We start from the raw sequence: 16,668 nt of genomic DNA, 5'->3' as shown, positions 1-16,668 counted from the left end.
CCCGATGACCGATCCGTCGCTCCAGCTCGACCTCGACCTCGCGCGGAAGGTCCTGGACGCCCAGCCGTTCAGCCGGCTCGTCGGCGCCCGGATCACCGCCTTCGGCGACGGCGGCACCACCCTGGAGGTGGACCTCCGCGAGGAGCTCCAGCAGCAGAACGGTTTCGCCCATGGCGGGGTGCTCTCGTACGCCGCCGACAACGCGCTCACCTTCGCGGCCGGCACCGCGCTCGGCCCCGCCGTCCTGACGGCGGGCTTCTCCATCCAGTACGTCCGTCCCGCCCGCGGCCGCACGCTCGTCGCCCGCGCGAGCGTGGTCCACGCGGGGCGACGACAGGCGGTCGTGCGGTGCGATCTGCTGACCGTGGACGAGGAGGGTGCCGAGACGCTGTGCGCGGTGGCGCAGGGGACGGTGCTCTCCGCGGCCGGCTGAGGCCGCCGAGCGCCGGGCCGCGCCGGGCCGCGGCGAGCCCCGTCGGACAGCCCGCGAGGACGGGCGCTACGACGGGATCTCGTCCAGCGCCACCGGCCGGTGTTCCCGCCGGGAGCGCTCGCACGCCTCGGCGATCCGGAGCGCCTGAAGTGCCTCCCGGCCGTCGCAGGGGTTGACCGCCTCGCCGCGCACCAGCCGTACGAACGCGTCCAGCTCGGCCTCGTACGCGGGGGCGAACCGGTCGAGGAACCCGGGCCACGGCTTGACCGGGGCGGGCGGCCCCGCGGTCTCCACCGAGGTGAGCGGGGTCCGGTCGTCCAGGCCCACGGCGATCTGGTCCCGCTCGCCCGCGAGTTCCATCCGTACGTCGTAACCGGCGCCGTTGCAGCGGGTCGCCGTGGCCGTCGCCAGCGTGCCGTCGTCCAGGGTGAGCAGCGCGGCCGCCGTGTCGACGTCGTCCGCCGCGCGGAACATCGCCGGGCCGGCGTCGGAACCCGTGGCGTACACCTCGACGACCTCGCGCCCCGTCACCCAGCGCAGTATGTCGAAGTCGTGCACCAGACAATCCCGGTAGAGGCCGCCGGAGAGCGGCAGATACGCGGCCGGCGGCGGGGCCGGGTCCGAGGTCGCCGCCCGTACGGTGTGCAGCCGCCCGAGACGCCCGGACCGTACGGCCGCACGGGCCGCCGCGTACCCGGCGTCGAAGCGGCGCATGAATCCGAGCTGGAGTTCCGTGCCCGCCGACTCGACCGCCCGCAGCGCGCCGAGCGTGCCCGGTACGTCCAGGGCGATGGGCTTCTCGCAGAAGGCCGGCAGCCCGGCGCCGGCCGCGCGGACGATCAGCTCGGCGTGCGCGGCGGTGGCGGAGGTGATGACGACGGCGTCGAGGGCGTGGTCGAGGAGCGCGTCGACGGTGGGTGCCGCGGTGGCGCCCAGCGCGCCGCCGACCCGGGCCGCCCGGGTGGCGTCCGCGTCCGCCACGATCAGCGACTCGACCTCCGGGTGGCGGGCGAGCACGCCCGCGTGGAAGGCCCCGATACGACCCGTTCCGATCAGTCCGATACGCATGGCCCCAAGGTGGTGCCGGACGGTCACCCTGTCAAGGATTTGTCAGGACAATCGGACTTCACCACTTCCTGTCATCATCTCCTGGGGCTACGCTCCCGTGCGTGTCCAAGCCGTCGTCGTCCGCCGCCATGCCACCCCTCTCCGTGGACCGCACCAGCCCGGTCCCGCTGTACTACCAGCTCGCCCGGCAGCTGGAAGCGGCCATCGAGAACGGGGCCCTTGCCCCCGGCAGCCTGCTCGGCAACGAGATCGATTTGGCCACCCGGCTCGGCCTGTCCCGCCCCACCGTCCGGCAGGCCATCCAGTCCCTGGTCGACAAGGGCCTCCTGGTCCGCCGGCGAGGGGTCGGCACCCAGGTGGTGCACAGCCAGGTCCGGCGCCCGCTGGAGCTCAGCAGCCTCTACGACGACCTGGAGTCCGCGGGTCAGCGCCCCGCCACCCGGGTCCTCGTCGACCGCGTCGAACCCGCCGCCGCCCGGGTCGCCGCCGCCCTCGGCGTACCGGAGGGCAGCGACGTCCGGTACGTGGAGCGGCTCCGTACGGCACACGACGAGCCCATGGCGTACCTGCGCAACCACCTCCCGGCCGGACTGCTCGACCTGGACGCCGGCAGTCTGGCGGCGACCGGCCTCTACCGGCTGATGCGCGGCGCCGGTATCACTCTGCACAGCGCCCGGCAGACCGTCGGCGCCCGCTCCGCCACGGCCGCCGAGGCGGAGCTGCTCGCCGAACAGGAGGGGGCGCCGCTGCTCACGATGGAACGCACCACCTTCGACGACACGGGGCGGGCCGTCGAGTTCGGATCCCACCTCTACCGGGCCTCGCGGTACTCCTTCGAGTTCCAGCTCCTGGTCCGCCCCTGACCCACTGACGTCCGCGCGATCCCCATGACCGATACTGCAATGCACGCAGAAGGACACAAAGGAGGGCACGGCCTCGTGACCAGGCTTCGGACAGGAGGGGTACGCGCCGCAGTCGGCGCCGTGCTCGCGGTGGCGCTCACCGCCGCACTCGCGGGGTGCAGCAGCACCGGCGGGAAGCGCGCGGAGGACGCCCGCAAGGCGGCCGCGGCCCAGGGGAAGGCGGCCGTGAACACCCCCCGGTGGACCTTCGCCATGGTGACCCACTCGGGAGACGGCGACACCTTCTGGGACATCGTCCAGAACGGCGCCGAGCAGGCCGCCGTCAAGGACAACATCAACTTCCTCTACGCCCACAGCGACGAGGCGCAGCAGCAGGCCCAGCTCATCGACTCGTACATCGCCAAGGACGTCGACGGGCTGATCGTCACCCTCGCGAAGCCCGACGCGATGAAGGCCGCCGTCGAGAAGGCCGTCAAGGCCGGTATCCCGGTGATCACCGTCAACTCCGGCTCCGAGCAGTCCAAGGCCTTCGGCGCGCTCACGCACATCGGGCAGGACGAGAGCGTCGCCGGCGAGGCCGTCGGCGAGGAGCTCGACAAGCGCGGGAAGAAGAAGGCCCTGTGCGTCCTGCACGAGCAGGGCAACGTCGGCCACGAGCAGCGCTGCGCCGGAGCGAAGAAGACGTTCGGCGGCGACCTGCAGAACCTGTACGTCGACGGCACCAACATGCCCGACGTCCAGGCCTCCATCGAGGCCAAGCTGCAGTCCGACCCGTCCATCGACTCCGTCGTCACCCTCGGCGCGCCCTTCGCGGACGCCGCCGTCCAGGCGAAGAAGACCGCGGGTTCCGAAGCCGAGGTCGACACCTTCGACCTCAACGCCAAGGTCGCCTCCGCGCTCTCCGCCGGCACCCTCGGCTTCGCCGTGGACCAGCAGCCCTACCTCCAGGGGTACGAGGCCGTCGACCTGCTCTGGCTGTACAAGTACAACGCCGACGTCCTGGGCGGCGGCAAGCCGGTCCTGACCGGCCCCCAGATCATCACCGAGGACGACGCCGAGGCGCTGAAGGGCTACACGGAGCGGGGCACCCGGTGAGCGCGACCGCCCCCACGGGAGACGGCCTCGACCACGTCGACGAGCGGCTGCTGCGCACCTCCCCGCTGAGGAAGTTCCTGGCCCGCCCCGAGCTCGGCTCCGTCGTCGGCGCCGCCGCCGTCTTCGTCTTCTTCTCGCTGGTCGCCGACGGCTTCCTGCGCGCCTCCAGCCTCGGCACGGTCTTCTACGCGGCCTCCACCATCGGCATCATGGCGGTGCCCGTCGCGCTGCTGATGATCGGCGGCGAGTTCGACCTGTCGGCCGGCGTGATGGTCACCACCTCGGCGCTGATCTCGTCGATGGTCAGCTACCAGATGACCGCCAACATCTGGGTCGGCGTCGGCGTCTCGCTGCTGGTCACCCTCGCCATCGGGGTCTTCAACGGCGTCATGCTGACGCGCACGAAGCTGCCGAGCTTCATCATCACCCTCGGCACCTTCCTGATGCTGACCGGCCTGAACCTCGGCTTCACCAAGCTGATCAGCGGCACGGTCTCCACCAAGTCGATCGCCGACATGGAGGGCTTCCCCTCCGCCAAGAAGCTCTTCGCCTCCCAGGTGACCATCGGCGGCGTCGACCTCAAGGTCACCATCCTGTGGTGGATCGGCCTGGTCGCCGTCGCCACCTGGATCCTGCTGCGCACCCGCTTCGGCAACTGGATCTTCGCCGTCGGCGGCGGCGCCGACGCGGCCCGCGCGGTCGGCGTCCCGGTCGTCAGGACCAAGATCGGTCTCTACATGGGCGTGGCCTTCTGCGCCTGGATCTCCGGCCAGCACCTGCTCTTCTCCTTCGACGTCGTCCAGTCCGGGGAGGGCGTCGGGAACGAGCTGATCTACATCATCGCGGCCGTCATCGGCGGCTGCCTGATCACCGGCGGATACGGCTCCGCCATCGGCTCGGCGGTCGGCGCGTTCATCTTCGGCATGACCAGCAAGGGCATCGTCTACGCGGAGTGGAACCCGGACTGGTTCAAGTTCTTCCTGGGAGCGATGCTCCTCCTCGCGACCCTGCTGAACGCCTGGATCCGCCGGCGTGTGGAGGCAACGAAGTGACCACCCCCGAGACCACCGCCCCGGCCCCGTCCCCGGCCGCCGGCTCCGCTCTCGTCGAGCTCGACGACGTCAGCAAGTACTACGGCAACATCCGTGCCCTCGAAGGCGTCTCCCTGGAGGTCCACGCGGGAGAGATCACCTGCGTCCTGGGCGACAACGGAGCCGGCAAGTCCACGCTCATCAAGATCGTCGCGGGGTTGCACCGGCACGACGCCGGAACCTTCCGCATCGAGGGCGAGGAGGTCTCCCTCGCCAACCCGCGCGAGGCCCTGGACCTCGGCATCGCCACCGTCTACCAGGACCTGGCCGTCGTCCCCCTCATGCCGGTCTGGCGGAACTTCTTCCTCGGCTCCGAGCCCACCAAGGGCGCGGGCCCCTTCAAGCGCCTCGACGTCGAGCTGATGCGCGAGACCACCCGCACCGAGCTGCTGCGCATGGGCATCGACCTGCGCGACGTCGACCAGCCCATCGGCACCCTCTCCGGCGGTGAGCGCCAGTGCGTGGCCATCGCCCGCGCCGTGTACTTCGGCGCCAAGGTCCTCGTCCTGGACGAGCCGACCGCCGCCCTCGGCGTCAAACAGTCCGGAGTGGTCCTGAAGTATGTGGCCGCGGCACGTGACCAGGGCCTCGGAGTGGTCCTCATCACCCACAACCCGCACCACGCCTATCTCGTCGGCGACCGTTTCGTCCTGCTCAAGCGCGGGGTCATGGCGGGCAGCCACACCAAGGACTCGGTCACCCTGGACGAGCTGACCCGGCAGATGGCGGGCGGCAGCGAGCTGGAGGACCTGCGCCACGAGCTGGAGCGCCCCACCTCTTCGTAACGGCCCCCCGACACCGCACCTGGCAGAATCGAGCCGATGAGTACCTACCGCGACTTCGCCAACCGGGGCTCCGCACGGGCCACGGTGCTGCGGACCGTCGGCACCCGGGAGCGGCGCTCGCACCTGACCGCGCCGCGGGTGCCCACCGTCGGCATCGACATCGGCGGTACGAAGGTGATGGCCGGGGTCGTCGACGCGGACGGCGTGATCCTGGAGAAGCTCCGCACCGAGACGCCGGACAAGTCCAAGAGCCCCAAGGTCGTCGAGGACACCATCGTCGAACTGGTCCTGGACCTCTCCGACCGGCACGACGTGCACGCCGTCGGCATCGGAGCGGCCGGCTGGGTCGACGCCGACCGCGCCACCGTCCTCTTCGCCCCGCACCTCGCCTGGCGCAACGAGCCGCTGCGCGATGCGCTGCAGTCCCGGCTCGCCGTCCCCGTCATGGTCGACAACGACGCCAACACGGCCGCCTGGGCCGAATGGCGCTTCGGCGCCGGACGCGGCGAGGACCACCTCGTCATGATCACGCTCGGCACCGGCATCGGCGGCGCGATCCTGGAGGGCGGGCAGGTCAAGCGCGGCAAGTACGGCGTGGCCGGAGAGTTCGGCCATATGCAGGTCGTCCCCGGCGGACACCGCTGCCCCTGCGGCAACCGCGGCTGCTGGGAGCAGTACAGCTCCGGCAACGCCCTGGTCCGCGAGGCCCGTGAGCTGGCGGCCGCCGACTCCCCGGTCGCGTACAACATCATCGAGCGGGTCAAGGGCAACGTCCCGGAGATCACCGGCCCGCTCATCACCGAGCTGGCCCGCGAGGGCGACGCCATGTGCGTCGAGCTCCTCCAGGACATCGGCCAGTGGCTCGGCGTCGGCATCGCCAACCTCGCCGCCGCCCTCGACCCCTCCTGCTTCGTCATCGGCGGAGGCGTCAGCGCCGCCGACGACCTGCTGATCGGCCCCGCCCGGGACGCCTTCCGACGCCATCTCACCGGCCGCGGCTACCGCCCCGAGGCCCGGATCGCCAAGGCCCAGCTCGGCCCCGAGGCGGGCATGGTCGGCGCCGCCGACCTCGCCCGGCTCGTCGCCCGCCGCTTCCGCCGCGCCAACCGGCGCCGGGTCGAGCGCTACGAACGGTACGAGCGCTACGCGCAGGCCCTGCGCAACGGCACCGCGCCACGCACCTCCTCCCGCACCACCCAGGACCCGCCTTCATGACCGTCCCCTCCCCGACCACCTCTCCCGAACAGAGCCCCAAGATGCCGGAGGACCGGCGCCACATGATCCGCCGCCGCTGGCTGACGGCGATCATCATCGTGCTGCTCGTCGGCATCCCCGCCGGATACCTCGTGATCTCCGCCGGGCAGAGCCGCGACAGCGGCCGCGACAAGGAGCGCGAGTCCTCCGCCACCGGTCTGCGCGAGAACTGGCCCTCGCTGATGAAGCGCCGCATCTTCGAGGTCCCGATCCCGCAGGGCAGCACGGGCGTCGCCTACTACGAGACCAGCAACTGGAAGACGAGCCGGCTGTACGTCCAGTTCACGACGAGTGCCGGACGACTCGACGCCTTCCTGAACGAGATCGGCACCAGCCGCTCCGAGCTGGCCCCGGGCGAGGTCACCGTCAGCGACCGCGACGCCGACATCGTCGGCTGGGACTTCTCCGGGGACGGCACCTGGTCGGGCACGACCGTCAGCCGGGACAAGCCGCGTCCCCACGAGGCCGTCACCGTCGACCTCAGTGACCCCGCGGCCCCCACGGTGTACGTGGTGTCCGCCACGACCCCCTGACCTCACGGGGCACCCGTGCGCGCCGGGGCGCCACGGACGCACAGGCCGGCCCGACGGGTGTCCCGTCGGGCCGGCGCCGTGCGAGGGCGACGTCAGCAGGCGTCGACCCACTCGTGCGACGAGACGTTGTCGTTGACGAACTCGCCCTTGCCCGCACCCGGGCCGAAGAACCTCAGACCGGAGAGACCGAGGTCGGGAAGGGAGTGGCTCTGGTGGAGGCAGACCCACGAGCCGCTCCAGTCCAGGCCGTAGTAGAGCTTGACGTCCTCACCGCGGCCGGGGAACCCGTTGTTCCAGACGTCCGAGACCTTGTTGCGGCAGCCGGCCCAGTTGGCGTTGTTCGCGTTCCACCTGCAGTGGAAACCGCCCGCGTGGGGGTGCTCCCAGGCGTAGAGGAACCCGTCCGGGGCGGGCACGGCGGCCGGAGCCGTCGCCGCGACCGGGGCGGCCTCGGGCACGGCGGTACGGGCGCCGGCGCCCGGGGCGGTCAGCAGGGTGAGGGCCCCGACGGCGAGTGCCGTCACGAGGGCACGCGTGATGCGCATGGTGTGTTCTCCTTCTCGGGTGGTGGCCGGGTGAGGGCCGTGGCCGTGCCGCCGTGCGCGGCACGTGGGGCCGCCGGATGCCGTCGGGCACTCGGCGGGGTGGAGGGGCGGGACGGTCAGTCCCGCGGGTCGGCGCCCAGGAGCCGGCGGGCCCGGGGCAGCGCGGCGGCCCGCAGCCGCTCCCGCGCCTCGACGTCCGTGCGGTACGCGTGGGCCAGGACCCTGCCGTGGTGCTCGTCGAGGCGCCGCGCCGTGCGGGCCAGCGCGGACTCCCCGGCGCACCGCACCTCCGCGAGCGCGAGGCTCACCTCGTGCTCCCGGGGCAGCGGCCGTACGGTCGAGAGCGCGGCGGCCCGGGCGGCGGCGGGCGTGGCGTACGCGTATCCGGCGCGCCGCATGCACGGCCGCCACGCACCCAGCCGCTCCACGTAGGCCGCGTCCGCCAGGACGCGAGCGCGGCGGATCTGCTCCAGGGCGTCGACGCGGGCCGAGGCGCGGAACCAGGCACCGATGTCTCCGTACAGCAGCCGCTGCGCCTCCGCGACGCAGCCTCGGTCGCTGCGCCGCACGGTTCCGCCTCCCGGCAGGCGCACGGTCGGCCCGTCGGGCGAGGGGCCGTTGGCGGCGACCAGCGCCTCGGCCCTGCGCTCGGCCGACAGGCCGGCGAAGTAGGCGCGGTTCGGATCGTTCCTGACGAGCGCCGCCCGTTTCCGGCGCAACTCGGCGCCGTAGCCGTGCCGCCGGGCCCAGTCCGCGTCGTCGAGGACGTAGGCGAAGGCCTTGATCCCCGGATCCTCGTCGAGCGGGAAGGCCTGGTAGGTGAACCCGTGCCGGCGCATGCAGTCGCGCAGCAGCCGCTGCTCGGCGTCGTGCAGAAGCCGGTCGGCCTCCGTGGCCTGGCGGCCCGGACGCACGGGGGACGCCCGTTCACCCGCGGTCGGTCCGGCCCCGGTCAGCAGCGTCGCGGCGAGTACGACCGCGGCGCCGGTGACCGCGAGGGTGGTGGTGAGGAGGGAACGACGGGCAGAGCTGTTCCGGGGCATGGGGGATCTCCTGCGGAGGTCGGGGAGGCGGGGTGCGACGGTGCCGCGTCGGGAGTCGCCCGCTCCGTGCGGGGGGCTCGGGAACGGGGCACGACGGGGCACGACGGGGGAGTGCGTCCGGGCCGGAGGCGCTGTCGTCGAGCGGTGCCGCAGCCGGACAACCGAAGTCTGCGGCGGTCGGGAAGAGGCCCGCAACCGTGTCCCGGCAGCTTCGGCGAAGTCGGGATTCCCACCCCGCTGACCTGCGATGACGCTCCTGTCCCGGGACGTGCGCGCGTCCGGGACGGGACCGGCGGCGCCCCTGCGGACATTCCCGCGCAACGCGGCGGCGAGCGGGTCGTTCACGTGGTGTGCGTCGCCGACGACGTCGTCCGCGCGGGCGGTACGACCAGAGCCGAGGGAGCGGAACCGTGCACCACTGCAGGAGCCGAGAGGGCGGACACCTCCGCCCCGTACACGCCCTGATCGGGCGGGGGTTCGTCACGGCCGCGGCGCTGGGCGCGGCAGCCTGCCTCGCCGCGCTGCCGGCCGGAGCCGCGGCATCCTCCTCCTCCGTCTCACCGGCGTCACCGGCGTCACCGGCGTCCGCGTCGCCGGTGACGCCCGTCCTCGATCAGGACTTCGCCGATCCGGACGTCATGAAGGTCGGCGGCGTCTACCACGCCTACGCCACCAACGCCCACGGCCGGAACGTCCAGCACGCCACCTCCACCGACCTCGTCCGCTGGAAGGTCGACGCGACGGACGTCCTGCCCGTCGTCGGCGCGTGGGTCACGCTCGATCCGCCGAACCACGTCTGGGCTCCGGAGGTCTTCGACAACGGCGACGGGTTCACGCTCCAGTACACGGCCCGCGACCGGGCCGGCGGCCGCCAGTGCATCGGGGCCGCCACGTCGTCCTCACCCGGCGGCCCCTTCCGTCCGGCCGGAGACGGGCCTCTGGTCTGCACGCCCGAGGAGGGCGGGGCGATCGACGCGTCGAGCCACACCGAGAACGGCACCCGCCACCTGCTCTGGAAGAGCGACGGGAACTGCTGCGGCAAGGACACCTGGCTCCACATCCAGCCCGTCTCCTGGGACGGCACCCGCGTCACCGGAGAGCCGGTCCGGCTCGTCAGGCAGGACCGGCCCTGGGAGGGCGGTCTCGTGGAGGCGCCCACGCTCGTCGAGCGGGACGGCCGGTACGTACTCCTGTACTCGGCCGGGGACTACCGCACGGACGCCTACGCGACCGGCTGGGCGACGGCCGACGAGCTCACGGGGCCGTACGTGAAGGGCGACGTACCGCTGATGACGACGCAGACCTTCGCGGGCGCGGTCGCCGGACCGGGCGGACAGGACGTCGTGACCGGCCCCGACGGCAAGGACCGGATCCTCTTCCACGGCTGGTCCGCCGACCGCACACGACGGGTGCTGCACGTCGCCGGTCTGCGGTTCGAGAACGGACGGCCGGTCGTGGGGTGACCCGGCTCAGGCCCACTTCTGACGGGTGGTCCGGTCACAGGGCAGGATCCGAACGCCTCCGGCGCCGTCGTCCAGGCAGTGCCGGGTCGCTGCGCTCCGGACCTCGACCGCCTCGTCGCCCCGCGCGGTCACGGCCCACCGCTGGGACGCGGACGGGCCGCAGGCCACGGTCCGCAGGCCGCCCGGGTGGTGGTCCAGGCACTCGCCCGTGGCGTGGTTCCTGAGCTGCACGCTGCCGTCCGCCGCCGTGCGGACGGTCCAGCGCTGGTACGACATCCCGTTGCACGCGTAGGTACGGGTGCCCATGTCGAGGCTGTCGTCGAGGCAGGTTCCCGTGGCACGGTTCACGAAGATCCGCGGGACGCCCGACGCGGGGGTGGTGGCGGACGAGGGGGACGCGGTGGGCGCGCCGTGCGCGGGCGGCGGCGCCTCGTCGCCGGGTGTCCGGTGCCCCGGCTGGACGAGCGTCGTGCTCGCGGCGCCGATCACCAGGCCGACCACCGTCCAGGCGAGGGCCCAGACCGTGTGCCTGCTCCGGGCGGAGAGCCGGCGCCGTGGGGCCGGGGTCTTTGACGGGGCGACGGCCGGGGCCCCGTCGGGCTCCTGCGGGCCGGTGTCCTGGACCTGGACCGGTCGGCGCTGGCTCCGGTCGGCGGCCTCCCACAGGTGCCGGTACTCGGCGGGGTCGGCGTCGAGGGCCCTGCACAGGTCGCGGACGGTCGCCCACGGGGGAACGGTGGTGCCGCGGAAGTACCGGGACAGCGACGAGTCGCTGATCCGCACGCTCGTCTCGAGGGAACGCAGCGTGCATCCGGAGCGCCGCTGCAGCTCGCGCAGCGCTCTGCCCAACGCACGGGCGGGTTCCTCGTCGCCAGGCCGGTCGGCAGCCAATCACGGCGCCCTTCTGTTCCGGTCCGCACAGGTGGTGCAGGGGTGTTCCAGCAGGTCAGAACCCTAGGGCGCGGCGGATCCCGGCGGCAATCAGGACCACTCTCCCGAAGGACTCCCGGAGCCGCCGGGTTGACGCTCGATCAGCTCTCGTCCCAGGTGACCGGCAGCCGGTGCACGCCGTAGATGTTCATGTTCGTCCGCAGCGGCACCTCCGCGGCCGGCACGGCAAGGCGCAGCGTGGGGAACCGCCTCAGCAGCGCGGGCAGGGCCACGGTCATCTCGACGCGGGCCAGTTGCTGGCCGAGGCACTGGTGGATGCCGTGTCCGAAACCCAGGTGCCCCGTGGCCTTGCGGTGCACGTCGAGCCGGTCGGGGTCGGGGAACCGTTCCGGGTCACGGTTGGCCGCCTCCAGCGAGAGCGTGACGCTCTCGCCCGCCTTGATGAGCCGGCCCTCCAGCTCGACGTCCTCGAGGGCCGACTTCACGCCCGTGTGGGCGACCGTCAGGTAGCGCATCAGCTCCTCGACGGCCTGCGGGGCCAGTTCCGGATCCGTACGCACCGCCTCGGCCTGGGCCGGGTTGCCGAGGAGCGCGAAGGTTCCGTGGGCGATCATGTTGGCGGTCGTGTCGAGCCCGGCGGCGAGCAGGAAGCCGCCGACGCCGACGAGTTCCTCGTCGGTGAGGTCGGAGTCCTGGGCCAGGTCGCCGAGCAGGTCGTCGGAGGGTTCGGCGCGCTTGGCGGCGACCAGCTCGGCCATGTACGCGTGGAGTCCGGTGAACGCGGCGTACTGCTCCTCGGGCGTCACGTCCATGGCCATGAGGGTGTGGGCGTGGTTCTGGAAGCGCTCGCGGTCGGCGTAGGGGACACCGAGCAGCTCGCAGATCATCAGCGCGGGCAACGGGCGAGCGAACGCCTCGACCAGGTCCGTCCCGGGGCCGCTCCGCTCCATCGCGTCCAGATGCGCGGCGGTGATCTCCGCGACCCGGTCGGAGAGCTGCCGCATCCGGCGGACCGTGAACCTGCCGGTCAGGAGGCGCCGGAAGCGGGTGTGCTGCGGCGCGTCCATCCCGGTCATGTCACCGACCGGGGCGGGCGGCAGCGGGCCCTCGGGGCCGCCGGGGAAGGGGTAGTGCATCAGCTCGTACCGTGAACTGAAGCGGGGGTCGCCCATGATGGCGCGGACCGTGGCGTGACCGGTGGCCAGCCAGCCGACGTGCCCGTCGGGGTACGTCATCCGGGTCAGCGGGCTCGCCTCGCGCAGCTCCGCCAGTCCGGCGGGCGGGTCGAAGGGGCAGTCGGCGGCGCGCTGCGTGGGGATGGTGACGGGCTCGGTACGGGCCGGCGGTTCGTGCTGCAAGGTGTCCTCCGTGGAGAGCGGGGCGTGCGGTGAACTGTGCCGTTGCGCTGCGGTGATGACGGATGGTCAGGCGCGGCGGACGACGATGTCGCCGACGCCGGTGCGGGCATGGATCTCGACGGTCTCGTCGGTCGTGGCGGGGCCCTCGGCGGCGTCGAGCGCGTTGCGGACGGTCCCGATCCGGGAGTTGACGTCCAGCCAGGCGGCGGTGGACCGGCGGATGCCGATCTCGACGTTGCCGGCGGAGGTCCGGAGCTGGACGACGCCCCGGGCCACCTCGTCCACGCGGATGCTTCCGTTGGCGGCCTTGGCCTCGACGGAGGCGTGTGCGATGCCGACGGTGATGCCGCCGTTGGAGGACCGGGCCGTCAGGTCACCGGTGATCTCGCCGATCGCGGTGTCGCCGTTGCTGTTCGCGACCGCGGCCGGGCCCATGATCTCCCCGATGGCGATCCGGCCGGCTCCCTGGATGTCGGCCTTGCCGACGGCCCGCTCGACGGCGATGCTCCCGTGGCCGGTGCGCAGGTCCGTGTCGCCCGCCTCGGCGAGCCGGATGTCGCCCAGCGAGGTCTTCACCCGGCAGTCCCCGAGCGGGCCCTCGCAGGTGTGGTTCCCCATGGGGGAGGTGCTCCGAAGGTGCGAGCCGGCGGGCAGTTCGACGGTCACGTCGATCGATCCGTGTCTGCCGAACAGGGACCTGTTCTTCGGCCCCTTCACGGTCAGGACACCGTCCGCGTACGTGACGTCGGTCTGTTGCGCCGCTCTGATGTCGGCCTCCTCGGAGGCGTTGCTCGGCCGGACCTCGACGACCGTGCTCGCGCGCTTGCTCGCGGCGATCCGCACGTCGCCGACCTCGAACTGGAGGGACGCGGTGATGGGCTGGGGGGTGTCGTAAGAAGGCATGGCTGTCTCGTCCTCTGGGCTCTGTCGGGTGGTTCCGCCGGGAGTGTGGCGCCATCGGTGCCACTCATGGCGTCAGGGTCGGTCCCTGCAACGGCGTTCATGGGTAAGGGCCGTGTGTGCACGGTGGTGCAGCTGTACCTGACGGCTCAGGTCCATGAGGAAAGGATGGCATCAGAGTGGCGCCATCGCAAGTCATAGTTGGCGCCTGATGGCGCCAGATCGAGCCGTATGGCGTCATGCGGGGGTCGGGACGCGCCCTTCCCGCCCCTGAAATGCCTGGTCGGGGCGGGGTTCGCGATCATATGGTCGGTCCATGACCCAGGAACCACTCATCGACTCCACCGTCAAGGTCCGCGTGGCCCGTCCCTCGCGGGACCTCGCCGCCGCCGAACGCTTCTACGTGGACGGCCTCGGCCTGGACGTCCTGTGGCGCACGACCGAGCGCCACCCGGGCGAGCACGACCTGCTGATGGTCGGCCCGCCCGACGGCGCCTGGCACTTCGAGCTGACGCACGATCCCGAGCGGCCGCTGGAGCCGACCCCGACGGTGGACGACCTGTTCGTCGTCTACCTCGGCGAGCCGGTGGACGCGTTCCGGATCGACCGTCTGGTGGCGGCCGGCGGCACCCGTGTCGCGGCGCACAACCCGTACTGGGACGAGTACGGCGTCACGATCGCCGACCCGGACGGCTACCGCCTGGTGCTGTGCTCCCGTACCTGGGGCTGACCGCGTCAACCGGCACCTGAGCCGGAGACCGCACGACGATCCTCGGCATCGGCGCCGGGATCCTCGCTGTCGGCGCCGGCCTCGTCGACGGGTGAGCGCAGTTCCGCGCCGAACACCTCGGCGGAGCGCTCCCGCCGGATGCCGTCCAGGGTGCGGGACTGTTCCTCCGCACGGGCGAGGAGCCGGTCGAGCAGCGCGCGGTCGAGACCGGCGCCGGTCTCGGCGAGCACGCGCAGAGACCGCCAGCACGCCGCCTTGCCCTCGACGCCGATGAGCATCGCCTCCAGCTCCAGCACGTCGCTGAGCGGGGAGCGGGAGAACAGCCTGCCGTTGAGCTTGAGCCGTCCCGCCTTCTCCCCGATCCGCCCCACGACCTCGCGCAGCGGCCTCACGGGAACGTCGAGGTCGCGCATGATGCGGCGCAGGCTCCGCCGGTCCTCCTCGATCTGGCGGGCCAGGTCGAGGAGGACCGGCCCCGGCCCGGTACGGCGCTGACGGTCGGCGATGCGGTGGATCAGCCGTACGCCGGCCGCCGAGCCTGTGAGGTGATCGTTCAAGTACACGGTGAGGAGAGGTCCCGACAGGGTCTCGGGCTTGTCGCGCATGGCACTGCCTCCGTTCCGCGCCCTTCACGCGCTTCGTGCCCCAGCGACTCTCCGCTTCCGGGACGACGAAACAACGTGGTCCCCGTCGTGGTCCCCCGCGTGGTCCCCCGTACGGCCGCGTTTGCGGACGCCGGGAGGGGACAGGCGCGACGAGCAGCGCTTGGACCCGTTCGAGAGAGGCGATCATGACCGCGTTCACCACGATCACAGCGACACCCGCTCTCGCGTCGGCAGGATCCAATGCCGTGCTCTTCGCCGTCGTCCTCGGCGTGGTGGTCGTCGCACTTCTCATCGGCGCGTTCTGGTGGGGCAGCCGTCGCGTCGCGCGCCGGCGACGGCCGGTCGGCGACCCCACGCAGGCGCACCCCGAAGCGGCCCGCGACGACTCGTGGACCACTCCCGACGCCGACCCGGACCTCGGGGACTCCCGCCGCTGACCGCACACGTCCACCGGTGTCGAGGGCTGAAGGCGGGGCGGCTGAAAGCGGGGTGCCTGCCTACCGGCGGCGGTAGAGCTCCAGGGCGTGTGCGACGACGCCGGGCCCGCCCTCGTCCACAGGCAGGAAGTGGTCCAGCTGCCAGGCCTGGGTCCGGCCGGCCTGACCGTTGGTGGTGGTCACCCAGGGCGGGTAGACGCGGAAGGCCCGCTTCCCGCCGGAGCCGTCGGCCGATACGACACCGCGCAGGCGGAGCACGTCCTTGGGGAACACGAACTGGCCGAAGCGGTGCCCGTCGCGGCAGCTGATGACGAAGAGGTCGACGGCGTCCGCGCTGTCGAAGGGCTGGATGGGCCCGCCGGGAGACCTCTTCCACACCGTGACGAACTGGCCGGCCTTGGTGGGGGTCGTCCGGGCGGCGCGGAACCGGACGGAGAGCCCGTCGAGGGTGAAGGTGTGGGCGGCGTAGTCGGCACTCTCGGGCTCGGGAACCGGCTGCGAGCAGGTGAACCCGCAGGGGTCGTAGACGAGTTCCTTCGCCGCGAGGAGATCACCGTGCACCGGGACGGTGCCCGACCACGGATCGGACCGGTGCGCGTGGTTCGCCGTCATTCGTCCACCCTGTCACAGGGGCGGGTGAGTCCTCAGGTGCGGGGCCAGTCCCTCCCCGCGGTCGCCTCGCGCGCGAGGCGATGCCACTCCTCCTGCCCACCGGGCAGGGGCCAGGCCCAGGTGGGCTGCGTGGCCGTGTCCAGGGCGTGGAGGCGGCGGACGAGCTCCGGGCCGGCGGTGGCGGCGCCGTCCGGGACGGTGGGGCCGTGGACGGTGCGGAGCCCGGCGAAGCGGGCCAGTTCGTCCGCGTAGGAGCCCACGGCCTCGTCGATGCGCCCCTCCCGGTCCTCGGGCGCCACCGTGCGGTGCAGCTGGAGCAGCGGGGGCTCGACGGATTCGGCGATCGCCGCGGCGAGCCTCGCGTGACCGTCCAGGATCAGATGGCAGTCCAGACCGCTGACCCACCACAGCAGGACGGGTGGGAGGGTCCCTTCCCGCACCTGCTTGCGGTACGCCTTGACCCTGCTGTCGTCGGCCTCCGGCATCGGCCGCAGCGGAAGGACCTCCCACGCGATGGAGTGGACGTGCCAGTCGATGTATCCGTCCGGATGGCCCTCGACGAGCATCGAGCCCCAGTGCTCGGCGTGCGAGGTCCCGGGGTGGCGCCACCGTCCGAGCGGGCTCTCGGGCGAGAGCAGCCATCGGCCCTCGTGCAGGGGGCTGTCCGGCGCGTCGGCGAGGTATCGCGCGAAGCCATGGGCCCACCGCTCCGGTCTGCCCGCCATCGCGCGCCCCGCATCGGCCCGGAGCGGCGGTACGCAGGAGCGGTACGCGTCGGTCCGCCAGAAGTCCACGCCTTGGAGGTGCTCGCCGACTTCGGCGAGCAGCACGGTCCGCGCCTCCTGCGAGACCACCAGCCGCGGCCCGGCGCTGTACACACCCAACCCCGGCCGTCGGCGCCGCACGTCGAGGGCCAGCCCCACCCACGTACCGTCGCCCCGCGTGACATCGCTTCGCCGCAT

The 16,668-nt window shown here is 72.5% G+C and carries 19 protein-coding genes; 10 read left to right on the top strand and 9 right to left on the bottom strand.

Annotated features, from left to right (window positions below):
* Window positions 1-4: 4 nt before the first annotated feature.
* Entirely contained in the window at window positions 5-433 is a 429-nt protein-coding gene (locus tag ACFVGW_RS02930) for a PaaI family thioesterase (RefSeq protein ID WP_383219708.1), read from the top strand.
* 66 nt (window positions 434-499) lie between these two features.
* Here ACFVGW_RS02930 and ACFVGW_RS02925 read toward each other — a convergent pair whose 3' ends face one another.
* Window positions 500-1,501 carry a Gfo/Idh/MocA family oxidoreductase gene (locus ACFVGW_RS02925; protein WP_385850470.1) on the bottom strand — a complete coding sequence of 334 codons (1,002 nt, stop codon included), beginning with the start codon at window positions 1,499-1,501 and terminating at the stop codon, window positions 500-502.
* Window positions 1,502-1,629: 128 nt separating this feature from the next.
* Between ACFVGW_RS02925 and ACFVGW_RS02920 the strand changes: the two genes are divergently transcribed.
* The 6 genes from ACFVGW_RS02920 (at window position 1,630) to ACFVGW_RS02895 (ending at window position 7,122) form a co-directional block, all read left to right on the top strand.
* Complete coding sequence (locus ACFVGW_RS02920; RefSeq protein ID WP_385850559.1) at window positions 1,630-2,364, top strand: GntR family transcriptional regulator; 735 nt, start codon at window positions 1,630-1,632, stop codon at window positions 2,362-2,364.
* Between the two features lie 75 nt (window positions 2,365-2,439).
* Window positions 2,440-3,459 carry a sugar ABC transporter substrate-binding protein gene (locus ACFVGW_RS02915; protein WP_385850469.1) on the top strand — a complete coding sequence of 340 codons (1,020 nt, stop codon included), beginning with the start codon at window positions 2,440-2,442 and terminating at the stop codon, window positions 3,457-3,459.
* The gene (locus ACFVGW_RS02910; protein ID WP_385850468.1) at window positions 3,456-4,511 is read left to right on the top strand and encodes an ABC transporter permease; all 1,056 of its coding nucleotides are present in this window, start codon (window positions 3,456-3,458) and stop codon (window positions 4,509-4,511) included. Before ACFVGW_RS02915 ends, ACFVGW_RS02910 begins: the two co-directional genes overlap by 4 nt.
* Window positions 4,508-5,335 carry an ATP-binding cassette domain-containing protein gene (locus ACFVGW_RS02905; RefSeq protein ID WP_385850467.1) on the top strand — a complete coding sequence of 276 codons (828 nt, stop codon included), beginning with the start codon at window positions 4,508-4,510 and terminating at the stop codon, window positions 5,333-5,335. Before ACFVGW_RS02910 ends, ACFVGW_RS02905 begins: the two co-directional genes overlap by 4 nt.
* A 36-nt stretch (window positions 5,336-5,371) precedes the next feature.
* Window positions 5,372-6,550, top strand: a complete 1,179-nt coding sequence (locus ACFVGW_RS02900; RefSeq protein WP_385850466.1) for an ROK family glucokinase — start codon at window positions 5,372-5,374, stop codon at window positions 6,548-6,550.
* Window positions 6,547-7,122 carry a hypothetical protein gene (locus ACFVGW_RS02895; protein ID WP_385850465.1) on the top strand — a complete coding sequence of 192 codons (576 nt, stop codon included), beginning with the start codon at window positions 6,547-6,549 and terminating at the stop codon, window positions 7,120-7,122. The genes ACFVGW_RS02900 and ACFVGW_RS02895 overlap by 4 nt, the downstream gene beginning before the upstream one ends.
* Window positions 7,123-7,214: 92 nt before the next feature.
* Here ACFVGW_RS02895 and ACFVGW_RS02890 read toward each other — a convergent pair whose 3' ends face one another.
* Entirely contained in the window at window positions 7,215-7,667 is a 453-nt protein-coding gene (locus ACFVGW_RS02890; protein WP_385850464.1) for a peptidase inhibitor family I36 protein, read from the bottom strand.
* Window positions 7,668-7,783: 116 nt separating this feature from the next.
* The gene (locus ACFVGW_RS02885; RefSeq protein WP_385850463.1) at window positions 7,784-8,710 is read right to left on the bottom strand and encodes a hypothetical protein; all 927 of its coding nucleotides are present in this window, start codon (window positions 8,708-8,710) and stop codon (window positions 7,784-7,786) included.
* 410 nt (window positions 8,711-9,120) lie between these two features.
* Between ACFVGW_RS02885 and ACFVGW_RS02880 the strand changes: the two genes are divergently transcribed.
* Complete coding sequence (locus ACFVGW_RS02880) at window positions 9,121-10,173, top strand: glycoside hydrolase family 43 protein (protein ID WP_385850462.1); 1,053 nt, start codon at window positions 9,121-9,123, stop codon at window positions 10,171-10,173.
* Between the two features lie 6 nt (window positions 10,174-10,179).
* Here ACFVGW_RS02880 and ACFVGW_RS02875 read toward each other — a convergent pair whose 3' ends face one another.
* The 3 genes from ACFVGW_RS02875 to ACFVGW_RS02865 form a co-directional block, all read right to left on the bottom strand.
* Window positions 10,180-11,022 (bottom strand): helix-turn-helix domain-containing protein, encoded by an 843-nt coding sequence (locus ACFVGW_RS02875; protein WP_385850461.1) that lies wholly within the window; start codon window positions 11,020-11,022, stop codon window positions 10,180-10,182.
* Window positions 11,023-11,204: 182 nt separating this feature from the next.
* Window positions 11,205-12,422, bottom strand: coding sequence for a cytochrome P450 (locus ACFVGW_RS02870; RefSeq protein WP_385850460.1), 1,218 nt, complete (start codon window positions 12,420-12,422; stop codon window positions 11,205-11,207).
* A gap of 66 nt (window positions 12,423-12,488) precedes the next feature.
* Window positions 12,489-13,325, bottom strand: a complete 837-nt coding sequence (locus ACFVGW_RS02865; RefSeq protein WP_383219729.1) for a DUF4097 domain-containing protein — start codon at window positions 13,323-13,325, stop codon at window positions 12,489-12,491.
* A 313-nt stretch (window positions 13,326-13,638) separates the two neighbouring features.
* On the opposite strand from ACFVGW_RS02865, the gene ACFVGW_RS02860 reads away from it, so the two are divergent.
* The gene (locus ACFVGW_RS02860) at window positions 13,639-14,052 is read left to right on the top strand and encodes a VOC family protein (protein ID WP_383219731.1); all 414 of its coding nucleotides are present in this window, start codon (window positions 13,639-13,641) and stop codon (window positions 14,050-14,052) included.
* Window positions 14,053-14,057: 5 nt separating this feature from the next.
* Here the strand turns inward: ACFVGW_RS02860 and ACFVGW_RS02855 are convergent, their stop codons facing one another.
* Complete coding sequence (locus ACFVGW_RS02855; RefSeq protein ID WP_385850459.1) at window positions 14,058-14,657, bottom strand: hypothetical protein; 600 nt, start codon at window positions 14,655-14,657, stop codon at window positions 14,058-14,060.
* Between the two features lie 185 nt (window positions 14,658-14,842).
* Between ACFVGW_RS02855 and ACFVGW_RS02850 the strand changes: the two genes are divergently transcribed.
* Window positions 14,843-15,094: a DUF6479 family protein gene (locus tag ACFVGW_RS02850; protein ID WP_352189125.1), complete on the top strand. Its 252-nt coding sequence runs from the start codon at window positions 14,843-14,845 to the stop codon at window positions 15,092-15,094.
* A 60-nt stretch (window positions 15,095-15,154) separates the two neighbouring features.
* On the opposite strand, the gene ACFVGW_RS02845 is transcribed toward ACFVGW_RS02850, so the two are convergent.
* Together ACFVGW_RS02845 and ACFVGW_RS02840 are read right to left on the bottom strand one after the other, a co-directional pair.
* Window positions 15,155-15,706, bottom strand: coding sequence for a MepB family protein (locus tag ACFVGW_RS02845; protein WP_385850458.1), 552 nt, complete (start codon window positions 15,704-15,706; stop codon window positions 15,155-15,157).
* 32 nt (window positions 15,707-15,738) lie between these two features.
* Window positions 15,739-16,668: a hypothetical protein gene (locus ACFVGW_RS02840; protein WP_385850457.1), complete on the bottom strand. Its 930-nt coding sequence runs from the start codon at window positions 16,666-16,668 to the stop codon at window positions 15,739-15,741.

The organism is Streptomyces sp. NPDC127129 (assembly GCF_042671585.1).
Classification (GTDB): Bacteria; Actinomycetota; Actinomycetes; order Streptomycetales; family Streptomycetaceae; genus Streptomyces.
Note: the sequence above shows the minus strand (reverse complement) of the source record. Positions and strands in the feature narration are given on the sequence as shown.

Coding starts and splice junctions, on each gene's coding strand:
- ACFVGW_RS02900 (WP_385850466.1), top strand. CDS start 5,372: ATGAGTACCTACCGCGACTTCGCCAACCGGGGCTCCGCACGGGCCACG.
- ACFVGW_RS02860 (WP_383219731.1), top strand. CDS start 13,639: ATGACCCAGGAACCACTCATCGACTCCACCGTCAAGGTCCGCGTGGCC.
- ACFVGW_RS02885 (WP_385850463.1), bottom strand. CDS start 8,710: ATGCCCCGGAACAGCTCTGCCCGTCGTTCCCTCCTCACCACCACCCTC.
- ACFVGW_RS02920 (WP_385850559.1), top strand. CDS start 1,630: ATGCCACCCCTCTCCGTGGACCGCACCAGCCCGGTCCCGCTGTACTAC.
- ACFVGW_RS02925 (WP_385850470.1), bottom strand. CDS start 1,501: ATGCGTATCGGACTGATCGGAACGGGTCGTATCGGGGCCTTCCACGCG.
- ACFVGW_RS02895 (WP_385850465.1), top strand. CDS start 6,547: ATGACCGTCCCCTCCCCGACCACCTCTCCCGAACAGAGCCCCAAGATG.
- ACFVGW_RS02840 (WP_385850457.1), bottom strand. CDS start 16,668: ATGCGGCGAAGCGATGTCACGCGGGGCGACGGTACGTGGGTGGGGCTG.
- ACFVGW_RS02865 (WP_383219729.1), bottom strand. CDS start 13,325: ATGCCTTCTTACGACACCCCCCAGCCCATCACCGCGTCCCTCCAGTTC.
- ACFVGW_RS02850 (WP_352189125.1), top strand. CDS start 14,843: ATGACCGCGTTCACCACGATCACAGCGACACCCGCTCTCGCGTCGGCA.
- ACFVGW_RS02890 (WP_385850464.1), bottom strand. CDS start 7,667: ATGCGCATCACGCGTGCCCTCGTGACGGCACTCGCCGTCGGGGCCCTC.
- ACFVGW_RS02930 (WP_383219708.1), top strand. CDS start 5: ATGACCGATCCGTCGCTCCAGCTCGACCTCGACCTCGCGCGGAAGGTC.
- ACFVGW_RS02855 (WP_385850459.1), bottom strand. CDS start 14,657: ATGCGCGACAAGCCCGAGACCCTGTCGGGACCTCTCCTCACCGTGTAC.
- ACFVGW_RS02845 (WP_385850458.1), bottom strand. CDS start 15,706: ATGACGGCGAACCACGCGCACCGGTCCGATCCGTGGTCGGGCACCGTC.